This window comes from Lutimaribacter marinistellae (assembly GCF_042648365.1).
Lineage (GTDB): Bacteria > Pseudomonadota > Alphaproteobacteria > Rhodobacterales > Rhodobacteraceae > Lutimaribacter_A > Lutimaribacter_A marinistellae.
The window spans coordinates 283,093-296,612 of record NZ_JBHRXI010000001.1 but is presented as its reverse complement, the minus strand read 5'-3'; the positions used below and the strand labels follow the sequence as shown (position 1 = coordinate 296,612).

Below are 13,520 nucleotides of genomic sequence, written 5' to 3'. Positions count from 1 at the left end.
AGGGGTTTGGACGCTCGCCGATGGAGACAAAGGTAGATCTCGATCCGATTATCGAAGCGCTCGTAGCCACCAGCGCGCTTGAGGATCTCGAGCGCGTAACCGTCCAGTTGCGAAACACTCTGGGCGTCGATCATGTCGTCTATCACTGGGTCGACAGCGCGGGCGATCAGTACGGAGCGGCCACATATTCCGACACTTGGATAGAAAGATACGCTGACCAGAATTATCTTCGAATAGATCCGGTCATCTTGGGATGCTTCCAGCGCTTTCACCCTGTCGATTGGAAGCGTCTTGACTGGTCTTCGAAAGCGGCGCGAATTTTTCTCAAGGATGCGCTCGAACATGGGGTCGGCAATCAAGGATACTCGATCCCGATCCGAGGGCCGAACGGGCAATTCGCCTTGTTCACGGCGAATCATACCTGTGAAGATGATGTTTGGGCTGACTTCATGGAGGCCTACGGGCGCGATCTGATCCTGATTGCGCATTACTTCAACAGGAAGGCCCTTGAGTTCGAAGCCAACCGAAAGCCAGAAATCAGTCGGTCGCTTTCGCCCCGCGAAGTAGATGCAATGACCCTATTGGCCTTGGGATACAACCGGGCGCAGGTTGCACATTCGCTTTCAATCTCAGAGCACACGTTGCGCGTGTATATTGAAAGCGCCCGCTTCAAACTTGGTGCCCTGAACACGACGCACGCGATAGCCACTGCGATGAGTCGAGGGTTGATCGTGGTTTAACCCCGCACGACCCGATAGGCGAATATTAACCCTTCCTCCGTACCCCCTTTGTTCCATTGGCGGACGAGAAGGGGAAATCTTATGCTGCGTTACTTGTATGGCGACGAGTTGCATCGGCACCCGAAACTTGCGCATTCGATGTTCAAGGACCGGGCCGATCAGTTTCGAACGCGTCTTGGCTGGGAGGTTGAGGTCAATACCAATGGAGAAGAGCGCGACCAGTACGACACGCTCAACCCGATTTACGCGATTTGGGAGGAAGAGGACGGATCGCATGGTGGTTCAATGCGGTTCCTGCCGACCACCGGCCCAGTCATGGTAAACGATATCTTTGGTCATCTGACCGGTGGTTCGCCCATTTCCTCTCCTTTCATCTGGGAAGCGACGCGGTTTTGTTTGTCTCGGACAGCACAAGCGCGCGTCGCCGGAGCGATCATGTTGACGGCAGGCGAGCTGATGGAGGGCTTTGGACTGACCCACATCGCTGGCGTGTTCGACGCTCGGATGGTGCGGATCTATCGGATGCTGGGTGCTTCTCCGGAGATCCTTGGCTCCGAGGGTGAGGGTCGTGATCGTATTTCGGTCGGTCTTTGGCCCTGTTCTGTCGAGGTCAATGATCGCGTTGCCGAAAAGGCAGGACTGCCGCGCGCCTTGTCTCGTCTCTGGTTCCAGAGCGCCTTCGGAAAGACTGCACAACCTCGCGTCGCGCGCCGCGCCTGATTGCGCTGGAAGGCATTGGCGCGGGATTGTAGGGTCGCGCCATGTCCAACCTTCCGGTTCAGTTTTCCGACGATCAGGCCGCCGCGTATGACAGCGTGACAGAGTTGTTGCGTACGTCCGGCATTGACCTTGACGACGAAGCGCTGCTGCGCGCGGAGGGTGCTAGCACGGCCGGCGTGATGGCGGTGATAGGCAAGGCAGGTTCGGGAAAGACGCTCTTGCTTGCGGAACTGTACAAGGCCCTGGAACAAGCCGGTGTGCAGGTCGTCTCGGGGGATTACGAAAGCCGGCGGTCCCGGGACAGACGGACGCTCGCCATCCTGGCCCCTACCAACAAGGCCGCGAGCGTGTTGCGCCTGCGGGGTGTGCCAGCCACCACCATACATCGGATCCTCTACACGCCAGTCTACCACCCGGAATACGAGCGTATTGCGGAATGGTTGGCCGGTGATGGCGAACGCCCCGCGATCGAAGAACTGACAGACGAGGCGCTCGATCGCGCCGCAGCCTTCTATGAGAAAATGAAGTCCATTCCCGGAGCGCTTGCCGCTGCCGGACTGCGTGGATCGGATTTCATCACCGGCTGGAAAAGGCGCGAAGAACCGCTTGACGTCGGGTTTGTCGATGAGGCCTCTATGCTTGATGATCGGCAGTTCGAGGACCTGAAGGAGATATTTCCTACACTTCTGTTATTTGGCGATCCTGCTCAGCTGGCACCGGTAAACCAGTCCGGGTCGATGGTGTTCGAGGCGCTGCCGGAACCGCGCAAGCTCATGCTGCATCGCATCCACAGGCAGGATGCAGACAACCCCATTCTCGACCTCGCTCATGCTTTGGCTGACCCAGCAATAGGTTTCGAAGATTTCGAGCGGATGATCGAGGACAAAGCTCGTTCCGACGACCGCGTGATCTGGGGGCAACGGGTCGAGGTTGACCTGATGGCACGCAGCCCTGTCCTTGTTTGGCGTAACGCAACTCGTATCCGGCTTATCAATGCGTTTCGTCAGGTACACGGTGCGCCTGAAACCGAACTGATAGAGGGCGAACCGTTGATCTGCGACGGGCTGGAGCTACCGCTCAAACATCGCAAGAAACGGCTCGACCTCGAAGCTCGAGGACTGATCAAGGGCGCACAAGTCATCTATCTGGGTCCCGGTAAGCGGCCCGGCTTTTCCCGCCTGCACGTGATGGGGGCCGAGGACCCGAGGGTCAGCGCAGCATCGATCGTAAAGATCGAAAAGCCCGATGAAGAGGAACCGTTCATCCCCTATGCAGCGCGTATGGGGGCGACGTTCCTGCACGGCGCGGCTGTCACGATCCATAAGGCGCAGGGGTCGCAATGGGACACCGTGCAGGTCTTTGCGCCCGATATTTATGCCGCGGCGCGCATGGGGCGAAGCGAGGCGGGACAACCTCTGTGGAAGCGTTTGGCTTATGTTGCGATCACCCGGGCGCAGGAACGATTGATCTGGGTTGTTCGCAATCGGTTGGCAAAACCCACTTACCCCTTGCGTGTCGACGATTTGCAGGCACCGGCCGCAGCTTTGACATTGGAGGTCGAAGAGACATGAAATCGATTGTCGTTACGGGGGCAAGCTCGGGCATCGGACGGGCAACGGCCGAACTCTTTTTGGACAACGGTTGGCATGTCGGGCTTCTCGCTCGGCGGGCCGAATTATTGACTGAATTGGCGCAGGACCGCGACAGAGCATGCGTACTGGTCACGGATGTTACTGACCCGAAAGGCATCGAGGCCGCATTTGACAGCTTTGTCCAAGTTGCCGGACGTCTTGACGTGCTGTTCAATAATGCGGGTGTTTTTGCGCCGGGCGGAACGATCGACGAGATTGAAATTGAGGATTGGTACCAATCCGTCGACGTCAATCTGAACGGCATGTTTCTCTGCGCACGCGCGGCCTTTGCCCGAATGCGGCGTCAAGATCCACAAGGGGGACGGATAATCAATAACGGATCCATCGCCGCTCATGTCCCTCGGCCCAGGTCGGTGCACTACACTGCTACCAAGCACGCGATAACCGGTTTGACGCGAGCTTTGTCACTCGACGGGCGTGATTTCAACATCGCTTGCGGTCAGATCGACATAGGCAACGCCCGCACGCCGATGATCGAAGATGTTAACCGTTCTGCACAAAAAGCGGGTAGGGCACCCGATCCGACCATGGCGGTTGAAGATGCAGCGCGCTCGGTCCTGCATATGGCCTCGCTTCCACTGGAGGCCAATGTTCAATTCATGACGGTGATGGCGACGTCGATGCCTTACATCGGCCGCGGTTGACGGTCACGAATTCCGCAGAAGCTGGAAGGCAGCCGAGGCCCCCCATCCCGCTGCGATTGCAATGACCAAAGACATCAGGCCGTAAACAATCGGATTTTCCCTCGACAACGCAAAGAGGAACCGTTCCATCCCGACTTTCTCGACCGCAATCGCAGTTTCGTATTGCGAGACGATCTCGCCGCCGCGTGTCAGAAAGATGCGGGTAGAGTAATTTCCTTCGGTCAGGTCAGCGGGAAGGTCGATACGGGTACGAAACAAGGTTTGTTCATCCAGCGCCACCTGTCCCTCAAGCAATTGATAAAGATGCTTGCTTCGGTTGATGCGGATCAGCGCCGCGGTAAATGCCTCGGAGTCCGATATGTTGTCTGGCGCGCCGACGGAACGGATTGCCCTGTCGATTGATACCTTGTGGCGAAAGTCTTCGGTATTGCTGAGCACTTCGTTGAACGGCCCTGTCGTCGCCACGGCGTAGAAGCTCGGCGCGAGATCGACCTCAACCGAGTCTGTGTTCACCCAGATCCCCAGCTTTCGTTCCTTGCGCCGTACGACGACCGGCTCGGACGGGCCAGCCACCGAAATCACGACCTCCAACGGGTTGACGTCATCAATCGGCGCCTCGCGTTTGACCGCCCCGAAAATGAGAATCTCGGACCCATCGAAGCTCGTCGTGATGGCCACATTCTCTTGGCTCAGCCCAAGCACGACTTCTTCTGCTTCGGGCAGCGCAGGCAAAAGCGTCAGGAGAAGTGCGAACACCCAGCGCATCAGTGCCCCCCTACGGCACCGAGCGAATACAGCTCGGTCGGTTGCAGGAGCAGGTCAAGGGCCAGTTTTGCGCATACCACGAGCACGAGGCCGGCCAAAAGAATTCGCAACTGTTCGGCTTTCATCCGCGCCCCGATTACGGTGCCGATCTGCGCGCCGATAACTCCACCAACCAGCAAAAGAACGGCAAGAACAATGTCGACCGTGTAGTTGGTCGTGGCATGCAGCATCGTTGTGAATGCGGTGACGAAAATGATCTGGAAAAGAGACGTGCCAACAACGACCTTGGTAGGCATGCCAAGGATGTAGATCATGGCCGGGACCATGATGAAGCCGCCGCCGACGCCCATGATCGCCGATAGGATGCCGACGAAAACGCCGACCACCAAAGGTGGGATGACCGAAATGTAAAGTCCGGACGTTCTGAACCGCATCTTGAAGGGCAGGGCGTGTACCCACCCGCGTTGTTTGCGGCTCGGCGCAGGGCTACCGCCCGCCTTGCGGGCTTTGCGCAGGGCTTGCAAGCTTTCGATGAACATCAACCCGCCAACGACGCCGAGGAAGACGACGTAACAGAGTTTTACAAGTAGATCGACCTGCCCAAGACTTTTCAGGTAGTTGAAAACCAGCACGCCGACGGCAGCACCAGTCAGCCCTCCCGTCAGCAGAACGGTGCCCATTCGCAGATCCACCGTTTTTCGCCTGAAGTGTGCCAGCACACCGGAAAAGGAGGATGCGACGATTTGGTTCGCCTCGGTCGCCACGGCGACTGCAGGCGGAATGCCTATGAAGAACAGCAGGGGCGTCATCAGAAAGCCGCCCCCCACACCAAACATGCCGGACAATACCCCCACCATTCCGCCGAGCCCCAAGAGCAGGAACGCGTTTACGGAGACTTCGGCAATGGGGAGGTAGATCTGCATATCACCAGTTAGACCTTTGCCGGGATCGAAATCAACATGGCTTGCTGCCGTGCAGCAAACAGGACTGATCTGAAGCGCTGAACTGGCTCTATCAGCGCTCCTTCACATAGGGTTCCCCACCCGCGCGCGGCGGGATGGCCTTGCCCACGAAACCGGCCAGAATGACAACCGTCAGAACATAGGGTAGCGCATCCATCGCCTGTACCGGAATCACCACGCCGCCAAGGTCGATATTCTGGAACCTCAGCGCGATGGCCTGAAGAAAACCGAACAGCAGACAGGCACCCATCGCGTGCCACGGGCGCCACTTGGCGAAAATCAGCGCGGCCAGTGCAATGAAGCCCCGCCCCGCCGTCATATCCTTGACGAAACCTGCCTGCAGCGCGGTGGCAAGGTATGCACCGGCGATGCCGCACAATACCCCGGCGATGGCAACGGCCGCATATCGCAGCCCCACAACCGAGACGCCGGCGGTATCGACGGCCGCCGGGTTTTCTCCTACGGCGCGCAGTCTCAGCCCGAACCTGGTGCGAAACAGGATCCACCAGGTGGCGGGAACGGCCGCAAACGCAAAATACACAAGGATGGAATGGCCCGAGAGTAGCTCGGAATAGATCGGGCCAAGGATGGGTACCTCTTCCAATGCACTTGCAAACGGCAATTCGATCGGCGTGAAACGCCCTCCACCAATCAGCGAGGGTGTCCGTCCTCCCTGCTGGAACCAATCCTGCGCGATAAGCACAGTCATCCCAGCCGCAAGGAAATTGATAGCCACTCCTGAAATCAGTTGGTTGCCCCTGAAGGTGATCGATGCCAGCCCGTGAAGCCCGGCGAGCACCATAGAAGAGGCGATCCCGGCGAGAAGGCCCAGCCAAACAGAGCCGGTCACGGCAGCGATTGCCGCTGAAAAGAAGGCCGCGATAAGCATCTTGCCTTCAAGCCCGATATCGAAAACACCGGAGCGTTCCGAAAACAGTCCGGCGAGGCAGGCCAGCAACAACGGCGTCGAAAGACGGATGGTTGAATCGAGCACTTGGATGATCGTCAGGAAATCCATCTGCGGTCCCTCATTCCGACGGCTGCGTTGGTTTGCGTTCAGGCAGCGGCGCGGGTTCGCCCCGGTTGCGCCGCCGGTTGCTGATGGACATGAATATCCGCTCCAGCGGGATACGAACCATGTTGTCCAACGCTCCGGTGAACAGGATGACCAATGCCTGGATCACGACGATCAATTCGCGCGGGATTGTTGTCCACAGGGCGAGTTCCGCGCCGCCCTGATAGAGGAAGCCGAACAGGATCGCGGCAAGAAATACGCCAAAGGGATGGCTGCGCCCCATCAGTGCGACCGCGATACCGATGAAACCGGCACCTTCCGTCGAGTTCAAAACAAGCCTCTCGGCTTCGCCCATGACATTGTTGGTGGCCATCAGGCCGGCGAGCGCCCCCGAGATCAGCATCGCGACCATCGTGATGCGGACAGGCGAAATACCGGCGTAAAGCGCGCCAGTCTCGGAATGACCATAAGCCCGGATCTCGTAGCCGAGCCGCGTGCGCCAGATGAGCGCCCAGACGACAACACAGGCAATAACCGCAAGGATCAACGACACGTTCGCGGGCGCTGCTTTGGAGAAGTTGATGCCAAGTGGCAAAAGCAACTCGTGCAGTGTGGGCAAATGCACGGCCTCGGGGAAGCGGGCCGAGGCCGGGTCCATCGAGCCTTGTGGGCGCATCACGTTCACAAGCATGTAGTTCAGCACCGCGGCAGCGATGAAATTGAACATAATCGTGGTGATGACGATATGGCTTCCGCGTTTGGCTTGCAGATAGGCCGGGATGGCCGCCCACGCTGCGCCGAACAACATCGCGCCAGTGCAAGCGCCGATCAGCGCGAGCGTCCAGTGTGGCCAGGGGATGTAAAGGCAGACCAGTGCCACCCCCAATCCGCCCAGCATCGCCTGCCCTTCACCGCCGATATTGAAAAGCCGCGCATGAAAGGCCACGGCCACGGCGAGCCCAGTAAACATGAAATTGGTCGCGTAGTAGAGCGTGTAGCCCCAGCCATAGGTCGACCCCAACGCGCCCTGAACCATCAACTTGACGGCGGCGACAGGGTCTTCGCCGATCGCGAGAATGACCAGGGCCGACAGTGCTGCGGCGAGGATCAGGCTGAACAGAGGGATGAGGACGACGTCGGCCCATTTCGGCATTCTATCCATCTTAGGCAGCCTCCCCAGCAATTCCCGCCATCATGAGACCCAGTTCCTTTTCGTTGGTCTGATCCGGCAGGCGTTCTCCCATGATCCGGCCATCGAACATGACGGCGATCCGGTCGGCGAGGCCAAAGATCTCTTCCAACTCGACAGAGACGAGCAGTACGGCTTTGCCTTCGTCGCGAAGGGCGACGATCTGCTTGTGAATGAACTCGATGGCGCCGATGTCAACTCCGCGCGTCGGCTGTCCAACCAAGAGTAGGTCAGGATTGCGCTCGATTTCGCGCGCAACAACGATCTTTTGCTGGTTACCGCCCGAGAAATTCTTGGCAGCCAGCCAGCCATCTGCAGGGCGCACGTCAAACTTTTCGATCTTGCGTTCGGTATCTGCGCGCAAGGCCGCGTTGTTCATGAAAATGCCGGATCGATAAGCCGGGTCACGGTGATATCCAAAGGCGACGTTTTCCCATGCGTGGAAATCCATGATCAGCCCTTCGCGCTGCCGGTCTTCGGGCACATGTGCGATATGGCGTGCGCGCCTTGCCTGTCCGTCGGCCCCTTTGCCGCTCAATTCCAGCGGGGCGCCGTTAACGCGTACAGTGCCCATTCCCTCGCGCATCCCGCCCAAAACTTCCAGAAGTTCCGACTGCCCGTTGCCGGCGACACCCGCGATGCCCAGGATTTCACCGGCGCGCACCGTCAGGTCGATGCCTTTGACGCGCTCGACGCCCTTGTTGTCCGTGACACGCAGGTTCTCGATTTCCAGAATTGGTTTGCCTGGTTGCGCGGGAACCTTGTCGACCCGCAGCAGCACCTTGCGGCCCACCATCAACTCGGCCAATTGCTCGGGGCTGGTTTCCGAGGTCTTGACCGTCGCCGTCATCTGACCACGGCGCATGACCGAAACGGTATCCGTCGCTTCCATAACCTCACGCAATTTGTGCGTGATAAGGACGATCGTCTTCCCCTCGTCCTTGAGACGATGAAGGATGCGGAAAAGCTGATCCGCCTCAGCAGGGGTCAAGACACCGGTCGGCTCATCCAGGATCAGGATGTCGGCTTGGCGGTAAAGCGCCTTGAGGATTTCTACCCGCTGCTGCATCCCGACGCCGATCGCATCGATCCGCGCGTCTGGGTCCACGTTCAACTCGTACTCGTCGGCCAGATCCTTGAGGGCACCGCGCGCCTTCGCGAGAGAGGGGTTGAGCAACCCGCCATCCTCGGCGCCCAAGATGATGTTTTCGAGCACGGTGAAGTTCTGCACCAGCTTGAAATGCTGAAAGACCATGCCGATACCTGCAGCAATTGCCGCCTGGCTGTCAGGGATCTCGGTCTTCTTCCCGTTGATCCAGATCTCCCCGGAATCCGCTTTGTAAAAGCCATAGAGAATGCTCATCAGGGTCGATTTCCCGGCGCCGTTCTCCCCGATGATGCCGTGGATCGTGCCGGGCGCGACGCGGATCGAAATGTCCTTGTTGGCCTGCACTGGACCAAAGGATTTCGAGATCCCTTTGAGCTCGATAGCGGGGATGGTCATGGTTTACCTCGATGGCCGGGAGGGCTCAGCGACCGTTTCGGCCTCTTCTCAAAGAAGAAAGCCCAACAGGGCTCGATGAGCGGATAGGGCGCCGGCCCGATCAGGACCGGCGCAGTTGTTTCAGAAGTTCAGGGCCGGGCAGCTGTCGTTCTCGTAATAGCTTACGACACTGATCTTGCCATCAATGATGTCCTGACGTGCCTGGTCGACGGCCGATTTCATCTCATCCGAGACCAGCTCCGCATTGTTTTCATCCAGCGCATAGCCGACGCCCTCTTCGGCAAGGCCAAGGGTGAACACCCCGGTTTCCATGTCGGTGCCGGCCTCCATGGCTTCATACACGGCAACGTCCACGCGCTTGAGCATCGAGGTCAGAACCTTGCCCGGGTGCAGATGGTTCTGGTTGCTGTCCACGCCGATGGACAGGATCCCTTCATCCGCGGCCGTCTGCAGGACGCCCACACCGGTTCCGCCAGCGGCGGCATAGATCACGTCGGCACCTTGGCTGATCTGTGCCTTGGTCAGTTCCGATCCCTTGACCGGGTCGTTCCATGCCGCCGGGGTTGTGCCGGTCATGTTCGCGATGATCTGGACATCAGGGTTCACCGCCTTGGCGCCCTGCGCATAGCCGCAGCCAAAGTGGCGGATCAGCGGCACGTCCATGCCACCGATGAAGCCGATCGTGTCCGACTCGCTGGCCATCGCGGCCATCATCCCGACGAGGTAGGAGCCTTCATGTTCGGCAAAACTGACCTGCCGGATGTTCGGAACGTCCAGCCAGTTGACGTCAATGGCGACGAATTTCGTGTCGGGATAATCGGGTGCAACCGTGCTCAACGGATCGGCCATGGCAAAGCCCACTGTGATGACCGGGTTTGCTCCGGCTTCGGCAAAGCGGCGAAGGGCCTGTTCACGCTGTGCCTCCGACTGCAATTCGATCTCGCGGAAGCTGCCGCCGGTTTCGTCTGCCCAGCGTTTCGCGCCGTTGAAGGCAGCCTCGTTGAAGGACTTGTCGAACTTGCCGCCAAGATCGAAGATCAACGCAGGTTCGGCCAATGCTGCGCCCGCGGTCAGGGCCATAGCTGCGGCCGCGCTCATCAGCGATTTCATGAGGGTCATGTTATACTCCCGTTGGGTTTTGTCATTTCGCATGGCCGTTTCCGTCGATCGTCCGCGGCCGCGATGGTGAGGCAATTAAGGCCGCAGGCAAGGCAGCCGGTCAACCGGTTTCTTGATCGCTTGCATGGACCCCAGCGCAGCTTGCGGAAAGATCGAGTTGCATGACAATAGCATCAACCCGTTCATCCGGACCGCGCCTGTAGTACCCCTTGCGGCGACCGCAGGCCGCGTAACCGCAGCTGGCATAGAGTGCAAGTGCTGGAGCATTATCCGACGCTACGTCCAGAAACGCGCGCTCGGCCCCCCGGGTTTGAGCGGCAGAGTGCCATTCTTTCATTACCGCCAGCGCGTGCCCCTTAAGTCGATGCGCCGGGTCCGTTGCAATGGTCAGTAATTCCGCCTCTGGTCCCAGAACCCTTACGATCGCAAAACAAATTTCGTCACCGAAAACGAATGTATCGGACCGAGCCAGCAGTTCCTCGAATTCCTCCGCGCTCCAGGGACGGGATTGCGTGAAAGCTGCGGCATGGACCGATGCCATTTGCGCAGGTGTCATGGGTCGATCAGTATCGGCGCTTGATCACGCGAAGGTGCGGCATCCGCCGGCTTCAGGTAGAGAGGTGCGGGTGGCTGTGTTGTGTGCTGCCAGCGCATCGCAGCCTCGCGCGCGATCGCTTCCGCGATGGAGGAGGGCGTCGCTCTTTCGTGCAGAACGCCGAAAGTGGTCGCATCAATGCGTGGCATCAGTCGGGCCTGTTCCCCCGGTGGCCGAACGTACACTTGGTCGCGCGGCGCAGGAATGATCGGTATTGCGCCCGGCGGGCATGAAAGCGCACGCGCGGCAAAGCCGTCTACTCCGACCGCCGGTACGCCAAGGCCAAGTGCCAGGCCGCGCGCGGCCGACACGGCGATGCGGATACCGGTGAAATTTCCGGGTCCCACGCCAACGCCAATCGCCGAAAGGTCGGACCAGCGCGCTTCGCCCGTAGCCAATACTTCTTCAAGAAGGGGGATCAGGCGTTCTGCCTGACCCTTCGCCATCTCTTCGGCCATGCAGGCGACAATCGTTTCGCCGCGCAGCAAAGCGGCCGCGCAATGCGCGGCCGACGTGTCGAATCCAAGAATGAGGGGGTCAGACGGCAACCGGCCGAACCTCGGTCACTTCGGGGATGTAGTGGCGCAACAAGTTCTCGATACCCATTTTCAGGGTCAATGTCGAAGACGGGCAACCGGCGCAGGCACCTTGCATGTGCAGGTAGACAACGCCACGGTCAAACCCATGGAACGTGATATCCCCGCCGTCCTGAGCGACCGCAGGACGCACACGGCTGTCCAGCAGTTCCTTGATCTGATCGACGACATGGGCGTCTTCGCCGGAATGCTCGGCATGTCCGGCACCGGTCTGTGCATCGGCGCCCATAACGGGCTGGCCCGACTGGTAATGCTCCATGATCGCGCCCAGGATCGACGGCTTGATGTGGTCCCACTCGACTCCGTCGCGCTTTGTGACCGTCACGAAGTCATTCCCGAAGAATACGCCGGATACGCCATCGACGCTAAAGATCCGGCGCGCCAGAGGTGATTTTTCGCCAGCCTCTGGCGACGGGAAATCTGCGGTGCCAGCATCCAGAACGGTTTGGCCCGGCAGGAATTTGAGCGTGGCCGGGTTCGGCGTGGATTCGGTCTGAATGAACATGGGCAACCTCCATAATGGGTGCACCGGATATGCGGGCGCAGAAGCGGCAAGTCAAGGTTTAGAAGCGTTCTAAGTGAGCTTGCGAACCCTGCGGAAACCGTTTGACGCTCAGGTGATCGCTTCCAGCTTTTCCTTGCTGAGGTCACCGGGAACGATCGTGATCGGAATGGGCAGTGTGCCCGCGTTCCGTGACAGTTGTGTCACGAGCGGTCCCGGCCCCTTGCGCCCGGTGCCCGCGCCCAAGACCAGAACGCCGATGTCCGGATCTTCGGCAATCTGCGCCATGATCTGGTTGACCGGTTCACCCTCGCGGATCACCAGTTCGGGTTCGACCTGTTGCCGGTCCCGCATCCACTTGGCGAAGACTTCGAAATGAGCTTCGATCCGTTCGCGGGCTTCCTCGCGCATGACCTCTCCGACGCCGATCCAGTGATTGAACTCGTCCGGTGGAATGACAGACAATATGGTCACGCCGCCCCCGGTGTTGGAGGCGCGCATCGCCGCGAAGCGCATGGCGTTCAGGCATTCGCGGCTGTCGTCGAGAACGACGAGGAATTTGCGCATTGCTTCTTATCCCATCTGCCGGTCCGATGATGCATCAGCCATTCGGGGCTGGCAACCGGATCAACCCGTGCCGGTGGCCCAATCCCAATACATCTCACGAACGCGACGCGTGACCGGACCCATCTGGTACTGAGTGTCGTCGAACGCAGTGACCGGCGTGACCTTGTTCATGTTCCCGGACATGAACACTTCGTCCGCTTCGTGGAAGTCGTCAAAGCCAAGAACGGTTTCATGAACGACCACGCCGTCCGCCTTAAGGTTCGCGATGTGCCGCGCCCGTGTGATCCCCGCAAGGAATGTGCCGTTCGGAATAGGCGTGAAAACTTCGCCATCCTTGACCATGAAGATATTCGCGGTGGCCGTTTCCGCCACGTTGCCCATCGCATCCGCAACCAGTGCGTTCGCAAAGCCCTTGGAGCGCGCCTCGGCCAGCATCCGTGCGTTGTTCGGATAGAGGCAGCCAGCCTTGGCGTTCACGACGGCATCCTCAAGAACCGGCCGGCGGAACCGGGTTCGGGTCAAAGTGGCCGAAGCCGTTTCCGGCGCCATCGGAATCTCTTCGAGACAGATGGCAAAGCCCGTTGTCTCCGGCTGCGGTATGATCGCGGTGATGTCGCCGTCTATGCCCCAGTACATCGGCCGGATGTATACGGCGGCTTCATTGGGATATGCTTTTAGGCCTTCGCGCGTGATCTCGACCATGTCCTCGGTGGTGACCGTGGGCCTCAGCATGAGCGCCTCGGCAGACCGGTTTACCCGGGCGCAATGTTTGTCGAGGTCGGGCGTCAGGCCGTTCACGAAACGAGCGCCGTCAAAAACACCCGAACCCAGCCACGCCCCGTGATCGGCCGCGTTCATGATCGGGACGTCGCCCTCATGCCAAGTGCCGTTGAACCATGTGCGGATGTTCTTGCCGGTCGCCATCGCGGTCTCTCCCTCGCATATCGGGC

General features: G+C 59.4%; 15 protein-coding genes. 4 read left to right on the top strand and 11 right to left on the bottom strand.

From position 1 onward, the window contains the following. Window positions 1-20 precede the first annotated feature (20 nt). From ACFORG_RS01435 to ACFORG_RS01420, 4 genes are all read left to right on the top strand, one after another. Window positions 21-740: a helix-turn-helix transcriptional regulator gene (locus ACFORG_RS01435; protein ID WP_386733592.1), complete on the top strand. Its 720-nt coding sequence runs from the start codon at window positions 21-23 to the stop codon at window positions 738-740. A gap of 81 nt (window positions 741-821) precedes the next feature. Next, window positions 822-1,460, top strand: coding sequence for an acyl-homoserine-lactone synthase (locus ACFORG_RS01430; protein ID WP_386733591.1), 639 nt, complete (start codon window positions 822-824; stop codon window positions 1,458-1,460). A 41-nt stretch (window positions 1,461-1,501) separates the two neighbouring features. Next, window positions 1,502-3,031: an ATP-dependent DNA helicase gene (locus ACFORG_RS01425; protein WP_386733590.1), complete on the top strand. Its 1,530-nt coding sequence runs from the start codon at window positions 1,502-1,504 to the stop codon at window positions 3,029-3,031. Next, the gene (locus tag ACFORG_RS01420) at window positions 3,028-3,756 is read left to right on the top strand and encodes an SDR family oxidoreductase (RefSeq protein WP_386733589.1); all 729 of its coding nucleotides are present in this window, start codon (window positions 3,028-3,030) and stop codon (window positions 3,754-3,756) included. Before ACFORG_RS01425 ends, ACFORG_RS01420 begins: the two co-directional genes overlap by 4 nt. Before the next feature lie 3 nt (window positions 3,757-3,759). Here the strand turns inward: ACFORG_RS01420 and ACFORG_RS01415 are convergent, their stop codons facing one another. The 11 genes from ACFORG_RS01415 to ACFORG_RS01365 form a co-directional block, all read right to left on the bottom strand. Beyond that, window positions 3,760-4,521, bottom strand: coding sequence for a TIGR02186 family protein (locus ACFORG_RS01415; protein ID WP_386733588.1), 762 nt, complete (start codon window positions 4,519-4,521; stop codon window positions 3,760-3,762). Then, window positions 4,521-5,444, bottom strand: coding sequence for a sulfite exporter TauE/SafE family protein (locus ACFORG_RS01410; protein ID WP_386733587.1), 924 nt, complete (start codon window positions 5,442-5,444; stop codon window positions 4,521-4,523). The genes ACFORG_RS01415 and ACFORG_RS01410 overlap by 1 nt, the downstream gene beginning before the upstream one ends. A 91-nt stretch (window positions 5,445-5,535) precedes the next feature. After that, window positions 5,536-6,501: an ABC transporter permease gene (locus ACFORG_RS01405; RefSeq protein WP_386733586.1), complete on the bottom strand. Its 966-nt coding sequence runs from the start codon at window positions 6,499-6,501 to the stop codon at window positions 5,536-5,538. A 10-nt stretch (window positions 6,502-6,511) separates the two neighbouring features. Further along, window positions 6,512-7,660, bottom strand: a complete 1,149-nt coding sequence (locus ACFORG_RS01400; protein WP_386733585.1) for an ABC transporter permease — start codon at window positions 7,658-7,660, stop codon at window positions 6,512-6,514. Between the two features lies 1 nt (window position 7,661). Next, on the bottom strand, window positions 7,662-9,191 hold the full coding sequence (locus ACFORG_RS01395) for an ABC transporter ATP-binding protein (RefSeq protein ID WP_386733584.1): 1,530 nt from the start codon (window positions 9,189-9,191) through the stop codon (window positions 7,662-7,664). Between the two features lie 120 nt (window positions 9,192-9,311). Next, window positions 9,312-10,310 carry a BMP family lipoprotein gene (locus ACFORG_RS01390; protein ID WP_386733583.1) on the bottom strand — a complete coding sequence of 333 codons (999 nt, stop codon included), beginning with the start codon at window positions 10,308-10,310 and terminating at the stop codon, window positions 9,312-9,314. 100 nt (window positions 10,311-10,410) lie between these two features. Further along, window positions 10,411-10,866, bottom strand: a complete 456-nt coding sequence (locus ACFORG_RS01385; RefSeq protein WP_386733582.1) for a GNAT family N-acetyltransferase — start codon at window positions 10,864-10,866, stop codon at window positions 10,411-10,413. Beyond that, window positions 10,863-11,453, bottom strand: coding sequence for a tRNA (adenosine(37)-N6)-threonylcarbamoyltransferase complex dimerization subunit type 1 TsaB (gene tsaB / locus ACFORG_RS01380; RefSeq protein ID WP_386733581.1), 591 nt, complete (start codon window positions 11,451-11,453; stop codon window positions 10,863-10,865). The genes ACFORG_RS01385 and tsaB overlap by 4 nt, the downstream gene beginning before the upstream one ends. Continuing rightward, window positions 11,443-12,006 (bottom strand): NifU family protein, encoded by a 564-nt coding sequence (locus tag ACFORG_RS01375; RefSeq protein ID WP_386733580.1) that lies wholly within the window; start codon window positions 12,004-12,006, stop codon window positions 11,443-11,445. The genes tsaB and ACFORG_RS01375 overlap by 11 nt, the downstream gene beginning before the upstream one ends. Window positions 12,007-12,114: 108 nt before the next feature. Then, the gene (locus ACFORG_RS01370) at window positions 12,115-12,570 is read right to left on the bottom strand and encodes a universal stress protein (RefSeq protein ID WP_386733579.1); all 456 of its coding nucleotides are present in this window, start codon (window positions 12,568-12,570) and stop codon (window positions 12,115-12,117) included. A gap of 60 nt (window positions 12,571-12,630) precedes the next feature. After that, the gene (locus ACFORG_RS01365) at window positions 12,631-13,494 is read right to left on the bottom strand and encodes a branched-chain amino acid aminotransferase (RefSeq protein WP_386733578.1); all 864 of its coding nucleotides are present in this window, start codon (window positions 13,492-13,494) and stop codon (window positions 12,631-12,633) included. Between the last annotated feature and the right edge of the window lie 26 nt (window positions 13,495-13,520).

Coding starts and splice junctions, on each gene's coding strand:
- ACFORG_RS01370 (WP_386733579.1), bottom strand. CDS start 12,570: ATGCGCAAATTCCTCGTCGTTCTCGACGACAGCCGCGAATGCCTGAAC.
- ACFORG_RS01400 (WP_386733585.1), bottom strand. CDS start 7,660: ATGGATAGAATGCCGAAATGGGCCGACGTCGTCCTCATCCCTCTGTTC.
- ACFORG_RS01405 (WP_386733586.1), bottom strand. CDS start 6,501: ATGGATTTCCTGACGATCATCCAAGTGCTCGATTCAACCATCCGTCTT.
- ACFORG_RS01375 (WP_386733580.1), bottom strand. CDS start 12,006: ATGTTCATTCAGACCGAATCCACGCCGAACCCGGCCACGCTCAAATTC.
- ACFORG_RS01385 (WP_386733582.1), bottom strand. CDS start 10,866: ATGACACCTGCGCAAATGGCATCGGTCCATGCCGCAGCTTTCACGCAA.
- ACFORG_RS01395 (WP_386733584.1), bottom strand. CDS start 9,191: ATGACCATCCCCGCTATCGAGCTCAAAGGGATCTCGAAATCCTTTGGT.
- ACFORG_RS01415 (WP_386733588.1), bottom strand. CDS start 4,521: ATGCGCTGGGTGTTCGCACTTCTCCTGACGCTTTTGCCTGCGCTGCCC.
- ACFORG_RS01435 (WP_386733592.1), top strand. CDS start 21: ATGGAGACAAAGGTAGATCTCGATCCGATTATCGAAGCGCTCGTAGCC.
- ACFORG_RS01390 (WP_386733583.1), bottom strand. CDS start 10,310: ATGACCCTCATGAAATCGCTGATGAGCGCGGCCGCAGCTATGGCCCTG.
- ACFORG_RS01420 (WP_386733589.1), top strand. CDS start 3,028: ATGAAATCGATTGTCGTTACGGGGGCAAGCTCGGGCATCGGACGGGCA.
- ACFORG_RS01410 (WP_386733587.1), bottom strand. CDS start 5,444: ATGCAGATCTACCTCCCCATTGCCGAAGTCTCCGTAAACGCGTTCCTG.
- ACFORG_RS01430 (WP_386733591.1), top strand. CDS start 822: ATGCTGCGTTACTTGTATGGCGACGAGTTGCATCGGCACCCGAAACTT.
- ACFORG_RS01365 (WP_386733578.1), bottom strand. CDS start 13,494: ATGGCGACCGGCAAGAACATCCGCACATGGTTCAACGGCACTTGGCAT.
- ACFORG_RS01425 (WP_386733590.1), top strand. CDS start 1,502: ATGTCCAACCTTCCGGTTCAGTTTTCCGACGATCAGGCCGCCGCGTAT.